7 protein-coding genes are annotated in these 10,651 nt (G+C 66.5%); 1 reads left to right on the top strand and 6 read right to left on the bottom strand.

Features of this window, described 5'->3' with window-relative positions; genetic code table 11:
* Positions 1–453 precede the first annotated feature (453 nt).
* The 6 genes from M8C13_RS07620 to M8C13_RS07645 form a co-directional block, all read right to left on the bottom strand.
* Positions 454–969 (bottom strand): hypothetical protein, encoded by a 516-nt coding sequence (locus tag M8C13_RS07620; RefSeq protein ID WP_252479771.1) that lies wholly within the window; start codon positions 967–969, stop codon positions 454–456.
* Positions 970–1,044: 75 nt separating this feature from the next.
* Positions 1,045–1,977, bottom strand: coding sequence for an LLM class flavin-dependent oxidoreductase (locus M8C13_RS07625; RefSeq protein ID WP_252479772.1), 933 nt, complete (start codon positions 1,975–1,977; stop codon positions 1,045–1,047).
* A gap of 23 nt (positions 1,978–2,000) precedes the next feature.
* Entirely contained in the window at positions 2,001–3,797 is a 1,797-nt protein-coding gene (locus M8C13_RS07630; protein ID WP_252479773.1) for an ABC transporter ATP-binding protein, read from the bottom strand.
* Positions 3,794–6,940, bottom strand: coding sequence for a lantibiotic dehydratase (locus tag M8C13_RS07635; protein ID WP_252479774.1), 3,147 nt, complete (start codon positions 6,938–6,940; stop codon positions 3,794–3,796). The genes M8C13_RS07630 and M8C13_RS07635 overlap by 4 nt, the downstream gene beginning before the upstream one ends.
* Positions 6,941–6,942: 2 nt before the next feature.
* On the bottom strand, positions 6,943–8,202 hold the full coding sequence (locus M8C13_RS07640) for a lanthionine synthetase C family protein (protein ID WP_252479775.1): 1,260 nt from the start codon (positions 8,200–8,202) through the stop codon (positions 6,943–6,945).
* Positions 8,203–8,469: 267 nt separating this feature from the next.
* The gene (locus M8C13_RS07645; RefSeq protein WP_252479776.1) at positions 8,470–8,652 is read right to left on the bottom strand and encodes an FDLD family class I lanthipeptide; all 183 of its coding nucleotides are present in this window, start codon (positions 8,650–8,652) and stop codon (positions 8,470–8,472) included.
* 282 nt (positions 8,653–8,934) lie between these two features.
* Here M8C13_RS07645 and M8C13_RS07650 point away from each other — a divergent pair.
* On the top strand, positions 8,935–10,651 hold a 1,717-nt coding region (locus M8C13_RS07650; RefSeq protein ID WP_252479777.1), incomplete at its 3' end, for a BTAD domain-containing putative transcriptional regulator.

The raw sequence follows: 10,651 nt of genomic DNA on the forward strand, positions 1-10,651 counted from the left end.
GTTCGGCACGGCCGAAGGAGTGCCGTGGTTGCTCGCCGGCCGGTTGCGCGAGCTGGGGCAAAGCATGCCGGTGGGCCTGCCTACCAGGCCCTCACCGTTCGTGACCGGAACCTGTTCACCGGCCAGAACCCGGTCTCGAGCGCCCCGATGGCCGAGGCCATGATCGATGCCCTTCGCTAGCCACACGCGGGCGCCGGCTGGATGGGCACGGCCCGCGACAGCGAGCGGCCGACGCGCACCTCCTGCGCGGCCCGCGCGCACCTCGTCGGTGATCAGGTTGAGCGTTCCGAGCTCGTCGTCTGGCCCCCATCCCACCGACCCCAGTTGCTAGGCAGGTCCACTGGTGTACCTATGAAGGCGAGCATAAGACCGTGTTCGCGTGTGATCCGGCGCGCGGGCGGGCGGAATCCGGTCGCTTATCGGGTGATTTGCCGCTGAAGCCGTTGACATGCCTCAAAGCGCGGCCAGTACCGTCGCGCGCTCCTTTGCCGACATCTGCAATCCCACCCGAGAGCCATCGGCGAAGGTCAGCCGTAGGTAAGGCACGTCGCCACCGACGTCTTCAACCTCGGGCCGGGTATCGGTCTCGCTGCTCCAGCACAACGCGAAAGCGTCATCCTGGGCTTGCACCACCACGACCGCAACGCCGTCGCTGACGACCCAACGAGGCAGTTGTTCGACCTCGTCGTCGAAACCGACGAATCGGCCAGCGTCAGTGTGGGTGAAACCGGAAGGAGGCAGATGCGAGCCGTCGTTGGCGACTCCACCGGATCCGCCCAGCGCGCTTTCCAAGAATCCCAGCGCGACCGTGAACGCCACGCCCAACCGGCGTCGCACGCCATGCCCGCTGCTGATCACTTCGGTTGAGGGCACCACGGTCAGCGGGGTGAGCACCACCGGCGGACCGAATGAAGGCGCCAACTCTGCCAGAGCGGCGCGCACCCGTTCGTGTGTCCTCTGCGTTTCCATGTCACCATCCTGCCGTTGACATCCGGCGGTCGCCGTAACGATCAACCGGTTGAGCGAAAGCGGTCATCCTGTCCTTCAGGCAGCCATGTGGTCCAAGATCTCCCGAAGATCTCTGACCGCCGACGTACCACCCTCTGTCGTGTGCACCCCGGCCGTGTTGAGCACCACCTCGTCCACCCCGGCTTCCTGATACGCCAGAAGCTTCTCCGCCACCTCGGCCGCCGTCCCGGTGACGAACACCCCGGCATCGACCAACGCCCTGGCGTTGAGGACCGGTTGTACCGGATGCACCCGCAGGCCCGCTTGCCGCAGCATGTCCGTGTAATGCGGCGCGGACAGGTGCTGCCGGGCAGCGTTGACCGCCAGCAGGTACGGATCCCTGCCCTCCCGGCGCACCGCGACGTGCACCACTGCGACCACGCGCGGCGCAGGCCGCTTCACCGCCGCCGCGGCAGAGTCCATTTCCGGGCGCAGAGTGTTGCGTACGTAGTCCGGGGGAGTCATCCAGGTGATCGCGCAGTCGGCCAGCTCGCCGGCCAGGCGAGCAGCGGCGGGGCGCAGAACACCCAGGCCCAACTCCACCGGCGGATGCGTCAACCTCGGCAGTCCGCCCGACATGCGGTACCGCCGCCCCTGGAACTCCATCGACTCACCGGAGAGGAGGCCTCGCAGGATGGTCAGGTAGTCGCTGAGCGCGCCCAGCGGACTCGGATACGGTGCGCCGTGCAAGGTCTCTACCAACTCAGGTGTCCCCGCTCCGATGCCGAGAACCACGTTGTGCGTACTGAGCACCGCCAGCGAACGCGCCTGCAGCGCGGCCTCATAGGGATGGCGCAACGGTGTCAGGATGACGCTGGTGCCCATCGGAACGGCACAACCCTGCCCCGCCAGATACGCGAAACCCTGGTGGGGCTCGATGCCAAGGGACTGGCCCTGCCACAGCCTGTGGGCTGAGGTGTCGCGGACCAGCTCCGCGAAGGGGAGGAGCTCGGCCGGTCGCTCCGGCATGGTGGGGATGATGACGGATGTCCTCATGTGCGCTCCGATTGGTATCCGGCGGCCTGGAGGTTGAACAGATAGGCGTAGTGCCCGCAAAGGTTCATCAGCTCGACATGCGTTCCCTGCTCGACCACTCGCCCACCGTCGATGACGACGATCCTGTCGGCCATGCGCACGGTCGAGAACCGGTGCGCGACCAGGAGACTGGTGGACGTGTCGGCGATGGCGCGGAAGCGTTGGAAAATCTCGGTTTCGGCCTCCGCGTCGATGGAAGCGGTGGGCTCGTCGAGCACCACGATGGGCGCGGCCCGCATGAACGCCCGCGCCAGGGCCACCTTCTGCCACTGTCCGCCGGAGAGCTGTTTGCCGTTCTCGAAGTGGCGCCCCAGCATCGCCTCGTACCCTTCGGGCAGACCGTCCACAATGGAGTCCGCGCCGCTGGCATTGGCGGCGCGGCGGATTCGCTCGGTGTCGCCGCGGTGCTCGATCTGGCCGAAGCCGATGTTGTCCCGCACGGGAAGCTCGTACTTGATGTAGTCCTGGAAGAGCACACCCAGATTGCGGCGCAGATCCTCCAGGTCGTACTCCTGGATCGGCACACCGTCGAGCAGGATCTGCCCGCCGGTGGGCTCGTACAACCGGGTCAACAGCTTCACCAAGGTTGTCTTACCCGCGCCGTTCTGCCCTACCAGCGCCACACAGCTGCGTGCGGGCATGGTGAAGCTGACCCGGTCCAGGACCTGTTCACCGGTGCCGGGATAGGTGAAGCTGACCCCACGGAACTCGATCCCCTGCCGCAACCGCTCCGGGAACCGCCGGGTGCCGCCCTGGATCCGCCGTTCGGGCAGATCGAGCAGCTCGAACAGATTGCTGACAAACAGCTTGTTCTCATACAGGTTGGCCACACCGAGCAACAGAGCGTGCCCGGAGGCTTGGACGATCCCGATGGCCTGCAAGTACCCGGCCAGCTCGCCGATTCGGCCGGTGTCCATTGTGGCCACCATCGCCAGCACCACCGCTCCAGCGGAGACGAGCACGCTCACCAACCCGAAGGAACCCAACGAGATCGACTGTTTTCGGGTCAGGCTCCGATCGACCTCGAGGAACCGCCGCACCTGCCGCCGATAGGACTCGATCAGATGGCCGCCGAGTTGAAAGAGCCGGACCTCCTTAAAGGAATGATCGGTGGTGGTCAGGTACTGCAGGTAGACCAGCCTGCGGCGGTCGGCGGCACGGCCGTACTCGATCTCGTACATCCTCCTGCCGTACCACATCTGCGCGATCGCCGAGGGGATCGGCGAGCACAAGATAAGCAGGGCGACCCAGACGTTCCAGGAGAACAGCACCGCCGAGACCGACACGATGGTGATCAGTTCGCGGGCAAAGCCCAGAGTGTCAGCGAACAGCTGGTGGATTCGGCCACCGCTGCTCTCCTGGAAGCCCCGCTGAAGCTTGTCGTAGGACTCGGCGTTCTCATAGTCCTGCAACTCCATCCGGATTCCCTTGCCCATAACCTCCTCCGCCACGGCGGTGGACAAGTGCAGTCGCAGCACCGAGTCCAGGTAGGAGTGCCACACCCCGAGCAGGTGTGCGATCACCGAGACCGCCAGGACGAGTAAGCCCACCGTCAGCACCGTTGCGCCGAACTCGCCTTCGCCTCGGGCCGCCACCGCGTCGGCGACAGTCTGCACGGCGGTCGCGGTGATCTGTAGCTGTACGGCGGGCACGACCGAGACCGCGATCGTGACCATGACCAAGGCCACGACCCGGATCGGGCTGAGGGTCCATACCATCACGGCAATCCGGCGCCAGTGCTTCCGCGGGTTCATCCCCGGCCTCCTGTGCCTGGCCGGCCGCCGATGGCCCGCAAGGTGTGCCGCCATAGGGCGTACAGGTGGGCCTCCCGGAGCAGATCGATCGACAACAGGCGATTGACCTGCATGTGCGCCAGGCTGCCGAGTACACTGGACTCGCTACCGGACAACAGGTTCCGCCCCCTCGCGGCCCGCACCTCCGCTGCCGCGGCGGCGACGGTCTCCTGCTGTGGAGCAAGGATTTCCTGGAGCAGGTCGTGGTGTGCGCGGCCCTGCTCGTGCGGTCGGAAGTCCCAGGGCGTGAGAAGTTCGGTGAGGTAGGCGCGGTTCTGCTGAAACTCCGCGCGCACGGCCTCCGGATCAGCGCTGTCCCCGGTGGGTAAGGACTCCAGGCGCTCCCGCCGGCCCAGTCCCCACTGCCGGTAGAGCGTGTCGAGCGCGGCGAGCGCGGTGAACTCTGGACGGATCTCCTTGCTGCTCCGGTGCAGCAGGGCAACCAGGTTGGCCGTGACCTCGCTGTTGGCCGCGAACACCTTCTCCACCGTGTCGTAGACCAGTGGCCCGCCGTAGCGGTTGGTTTCGGGGAAGTATCCAGCCAGCGCGGTCTCCACAGCCAAACCCTGTCCGGCCAACCGCCCGCCCCACTGGCTGAGTTGCCACAACAGCAACGGCTCTGCCTCAGAACACGCGGCACGGAACCGCAACCGCAGGTGTGGCCTGGGATCCAGGTACCGGATGTAGAACCATCGGTCGATCAGCCGCTGCTCGCCTAGCAGCTTGACCAGCTCACTCAGCTCGGTCGCGATGATCTCATCCTGCTGGTTGATCCCGGTGTAGACCTTGAGGAAACTCCACTGGCTGCCCGGTAGGTATGCCACTGGTGCCGCTGTCTCGTCCTGACTCACCGCCACCGTGATCGGGCTACGCGACGTGCCCGCGCTGCCGCGGGCGAGCAAGGGAACGACGATCTCTTCCAGGTAGGTCGCGCCGTCGGTATCACGCAGCCATTGCTCCCCGAACCCGGGCAGCATCTCGTGCAGCGTGACCGGGCCCCGGCCACGGTCGAGCTCGGCAGCGAGCTCATCCAGGCACACTGGATGTTCCAGGTCCAGCAACAGCCGGTTGTCGTTGTCCACCAGGTACACGTGTCGAGGTATCCGCCACCGCTTCCGCATCGCCTGGACCTCGGAGGCGAAGTCCTTGCCTGGCAGGGAGTTCACGCTCCACTGTGCGGGCCGCAGTACCACCTTGCCGCGGGTGACCCGCGGCAGGAAGGGCATGGAATCCAGCACGTTCCAGCGGAACCCGCACGGCATGACATAACCGTCGTTGGAGACCTCTAGCAAGAACCTGGCCACGTTCGGGGCCAGCAGCGGGCTGAGCATGTTTGTTTGCGACACCACAACCTGCTTGCCCAACCGCTTGGACCACAGGAACAAGCGATCATCGGTCGCGCCGACGTAGAGGTCGGTCAAGCTGATGACCTGGTCAGGGGCGAGCGTGGCGGCGGTGTTGACCGGGATCTCGTAGTGGCGCAGCAGCGGCCGGAACGCCACGTTCGCCGCACGCCCTTGGGTGGGCAGGAACGACAGTTCGGCGTGGACCACCTCCGGGCTGAGCGCTTCCTCCTGCCGGGCGTAGCCGCGTAGCCGCTCCACCGCTTCCTCGCCCAGCAGGTCGAAGAACCGTCCCGAGGCGCGGCCACCGAAGGCCAGACCGTCATAGCGCAGCACGGCACGCCAGTTGCCGGTGTCCACCGGTCCGGCCGTCTGCAGCTGTACGAAGGCGTCCATCGTCGGGTACAGCGCCTGTCGCTGATCCTGATGGCCAGGAGCAAGGCGATCCAGCCACTCATCGGTCAGCGCGACCTCCTGCGCACCCGACCACCACGCTTGTTGGGCGAACTCGATGAGCGCCTGGTCATACTCGGCGTAGGACGGATCCGGGAGGTGGTGCGCCAACGGATATTCGCGTGGCGGCTGTGTGTAGGTGGGTGGCGCGTCCAGACCGCGTTCCGGGCTCAGCAGCTCCAGCACCGGTACCAGCTGCAGCAGCCCGTACCGCTCGGTGAAGGCTTCCCGGTACTGGGCGAGGTGGTGGTTGTGGCCGGGCAGTGCCGCGGCCAGCCGCATCAGGCAGTCCACCGCCTCCGCGACGGCGGTTCCGACCTCGGCGGACAGCCGCGACTGAGCCAGGTTCAGGGTTGCGTCAAGCTGGAAGGTCGGACCGGAGTGCTTGGGCACCAGCGCCCGTTGAGCCGCGGTCAGCTCCGCCAGTGGTGCCACCCCCTCCTGCTCGGCTGCTCGCACCGCCCGTTCGGCGACCACCCGCAACCCCGCCTCGGTCTGGGCGGCCGCTGCCACACCGGAGAGTTGCTTGGCGACGAAGGTCTCCGGGTGCGCCACGGTCAGTGGTGGGCGCAGATGGCTGGTCAGGATGTGCAGCTCGCGTAGCTCATCGATCAGGCCGACGACCTTGGCCCGGTCGGCGTCGGGAAAGAGCTGTGTCAGGTCCTCGACGAGTTGCCCGTACGGGATCGGTGTGGTGGCCAGCCGGGTCGCCGCCAGCGCCGCCGTAGTGGCCCGCACGCGCACCGCGCGGTTGTCGCCGCGGCCGTAGACATCGGCGTAGGGCAGCACCAGCCGGTCACCACTGCGGTGCACGCTGGAGTTGAGCACCACCTGCAGCTCCCGCCGGATCTCCTCATCGTTCTCCACCTGTTCGATCAACTCGAACAGCCAGCCCATGTCCGCGCGGATCCGGTTGTTCCGCAACACCGGTCGGGCCAGGCAGGCGGTGGTGTCCTGGCCGAACTCGCCGAGCGCCACACCGGAGAAAGCCCCGAAGGGAGTGGGACGAGTGGCCATGCGGACGAGGTAGCGGAACAAGCGGGAACGCAATCGGCGGGCCTTCTTGGCCGTGGGCGGGCTCCCCGCAGGCCGGTCCAGAGCGTTCACCAGGTCACTGCTGGCCACGTACAGCGCGCGCCGCACCTCAGGCTGTCCGGCCAGCGTGTGCAACCGGGCATGGGCCTGCTCCCGTTGCTCCGCCGGGCTCGAGTGCTGCTCGGTGGAAAGGAGGTCCTGGAAGACCTGCACGGGCAAGGCGGGTGCGCGCAACAGGAAGAAGTCAGCGGCTTCATAGCGTGCCTCAGTCATGCTCACCTCACCAGGAACGCGCGCAGCCAGGCCGGACGGACCGGGCTTACCGAAGCCAGCAGGGTCAGCGCCACCCCAGTCGAGCCCGTGAGCAGTGCCGGGCTGTCCACGAAAGTCCCGGGTTCTTCCTGATCTCGGAACACCAGAGGCAGCTCTGGATCTGCCTCGGACAGCAGTTCGCTCAGCAAGCGGGGCGCATGTTCGCGGGCCGTCGCACTGCCCGCGGCGGCGAACTCCAGGCAGATCGCCAGCACCCCGGCCAAGCCGTGGCAAAAGGTCGAGGAGTGGCTGGCAGAGACAGTTGTGCGCCGCAGCACCGCCGCAAAGGACTCGCATGCCACGGCATGCAGCCCGGGGTCATCGAGTGCCTCGCTCGCCACCAGCAAGGACAGCGCCACCCCGGCGGTGCCGTAGCACCAGGCCACCTGGTCCTGAGGGTTGTCCGGGCGGACCTCTTCTCCGGTGGCGGCAACCGGGATGTCGGTGGCCCACACCGGGCCGTGCGCATCGTCGCGCCGTACCTGCAGCAACCAGTCGACAATTCGCCGCAGCGCCTGCTCGTGGCCAGGTCGTCGGTGCCCGGCCCGCCAGGCCGCCGCCAGCGCGGCAAGCACACCGGGAATCCCGTGTGCCATGCCGAGGTTGAGGTAGCCCCCGGGAAAGTCGTCAGGGTCACGCCCCGGCTGCACACAGAACTGAGGGTCGATGAGCCAACGACGGGTCAGAGTGAGATCTCGGGGCGGCTCGCTGAGCCAGACAAGGTAGTCCAGCACGTGGTCGATCGCGGCTCGCAGAGCATCACCCGGCGCGGTGATCGAGCACAGGTAAGCCAGGATCCCGGCGGCTCCGGTGATCATGTCGTAATCGGAGTCGCTGACCTGACGCTCAACCCTGGGCAGCGACATGCCGATGGCCTGAGCGGCCAGTTGGTCGTGCAGACGGTGCACGCTGGGCCAGAACCGCGGCTCAGCCTCCGCGCATGCCGCCACGCACAGTGCCAGCCCACTGGTGCCGGAGAACATGCCAGGCGCCTGCAACGGCTGAGCCCGCGTACCGGCCACGGCCTCGCGGATGAAGGTGAATCCTGTCTCCATCGAACGAGTTCGTTCCTCCTCATCAGGCGCGGCGGCGGCGGCGAGCACATGCAGCACGGCGATCCCGGCGTGCCCATAGCCGAAGCTCGGGAAGTACCATTCCATCGGATGCGTCGACTGTTCGGTGAATTGCATGACCCGGTCGATGACGGTCTTCGAGTCCGCCATTCTACGAGCGACTTCCCATGCCACCTGTCTGGCTTGCACCGCAAGCGCCCCAGACAACTCTCCATGCCAGGCCGTGACAGATTCCGCAGTAGCGAGCACCTGGCCAGGCGCGGTACTTCCCCCCGATTCTGCGCGCACAACAACCCCCGTTGTTCGATCTACGCGCGCTGTGCGCGCGTGCGTGATGCGGTAGCTTGGGCAGCGGGTGCTGCCGTGTCTTGGACACACGGCAGCACCCGCTTGTCGATCAGCTCTACATTGAGCTCGTCACTGCTGGCGGCAGCCCGCGGTGCACAGGCCGACCAGCGTGCAGGTGCAGGTGGACTTGGAGCAGATCGGCGTCTTGGTGCACAGGAAGCGGGTCACCAGACTGCTGATCGACAGCGGTTCGGCGTGGCCGCCGCCGGCCGCCGGGGTGGTCACCCTGGCGTCGAGATCAAAAGCGTCCATGAACGTATTTCCCTTTCTCTGATTTGACTGGCCATGTGGCCGGTGGATTTGCCGCACGACTCACTCGTGCCGATTACGACGCTATGTCGGGCCGCGTACACAGCGCTGTCACGGGATTGAAGCCGCAGGTCAGGCACGCTTTTTGGGGAAGTGATGCGGGCGGCGCCCGCGGCACGCTAGGGTGACTTCACGGCACTACTATCGGGGAGGGTTGGAGTGCCTGAAACAGGGGGAAAGCTGTGCTATGCGGTACTAGGGCCGCTGGCCGCATGGCGAGGAACGGTGGCCATTGAGCTGGGCTGGTCCCGCCAGCAGGCGGTGCTGGCCGTGCTGCTCACACATATCAACCAGCCGATATCGGTGGACGCGCTCATCGAGGCGGTGTGGGCGGACTCCGCGCCACAAGGAGCACGCAACACCGTGCAGACCAACATCAGCAGGTTGCGCCGAATTCTGCGGCCAACTGGTGCTGGAGAGGAGGTGGTGGTGCGAACAGAGGCCGGTTATCTGCTGCGCGGCACACCTGAACAACTCGATGTACTGGTCTTCCAGCGTGAGCTTCGAGTTGCTCAGGAACACCAGGGCGCCGGCCGCTCGGACCAAGCGGCCACCGCCGTCGACGCCGCACTGCGATGTTGGCGCGGAGAACCGTTCAGCGGGTTGGAAAGCCCCTTCCTGCAAGCTCAACGGCTGAGGTTGCAAGAACTTCGCCTCCAGGCGCAGGAACTGTGGGCCGCGCTGTCCTTGGAGCGCGGCGACCACCAGGCCGTGGTGGCCGAACTCACCGCCCTAGCGGCACACAACCCACTGCGCGAACGGCTGCGAGAGCTGCTGATGATGGCGTTGTTCCGCTCCGGACGGCAGGCTGAGGCACTCGAGGTCTTCCACGACACCCAAACCACGTTGAGCGAGGCACTGGGCATCGACCCCGGACAGGCCCTGCGTGCCATACACCGGCGCATCCTGGCCGAGGACCTCGTGCTGGCCTCGGCTCCGCGACAGTTCGACCCGCTGGTGACCACAACACCACCGGCGGCCCCGGAGCCGCTGCCGGCCGATGTGCCCGCCTTCACCGGCAGGGATGCCGAGCTACGCCGGCTTACCGAGCCTGGCGCCCAGCAGGCCGCAGAGGTTCACGTCATCGACGGCATGCCGGGAATTGGCAAGACCGCACTGGCCGTGCACGCGGCACATCGCCTGGCCCCGGACTACCCGGACGGTCGATTCTTCCTGCGGCTCAACGCTTTCGCCGACGGAGAGGCTCCGCTACACCCACGTGAGGCACTGGCCGGTTTGCTGTCCGCGGTCGGTGTGCCTGCCGAGTCCATTCCCGCGGGTCTCCCGGCAAGGTCGGCTCTGTGGCGGAACGTATCGCGTGGCAGGAGAATCCTTCTCCTGCTGGATGACGCGGCCGATCACGAACAGATTCGGCCTCTGCTGCCCGGTCCCGGCCGGAGCCGGGTGCTGATCACCAGCAGGCGACGGCTCACCGCATTGGAGAACCTGTGCACCACCGAACTGGGTCCACTCAGTCGCGGGGAGGCTGGACTGCTGCTTCAACGTCTTCTCGGGCAGCGAGCGCAAGCCGACCCGGCCTCGGTGTGCGATCTGATGTCCTTGTGCGGCCGACTACCCCTTGCGATCACGCTACTGGCCGGACGATTGCGACACCATCCACAATGGACTATCCGCTATCTGGCGGATCTACTCGCCAGCTCGCCAGCTCGACTCGGCGAGTTGCGTGCGGAGAACCGCACTCTCACCGCCGCGTTCGAGATGTCTTACCGCGAACTGCCTACCGAACACCAGCCGCTGTTTCGCTGTCTGGGCCTAATCCCAGGAAACGAGATCGACGCAGCCACGGCTGCGGCGCTGACTGGGCTGCCTCCGGACTCTGCTCGGCGGGCACTGGAGCAGCTCTACGACAACCACTTGCTCAGTGAGTGCGCACCGGGCCGCTACGTGCTGCATGACTTGGTCAAGGAGTATGCGATGACCC

It is taken from the genome of Crossiella sp. SN42 (assembly GCF_023897065.1).
Classification (GTDB): domain Bacteria; phylum Actinomycetota; class Actinomycetes; order Mycobacteriales; family Pseudonocardiaceae; genus Crossiella.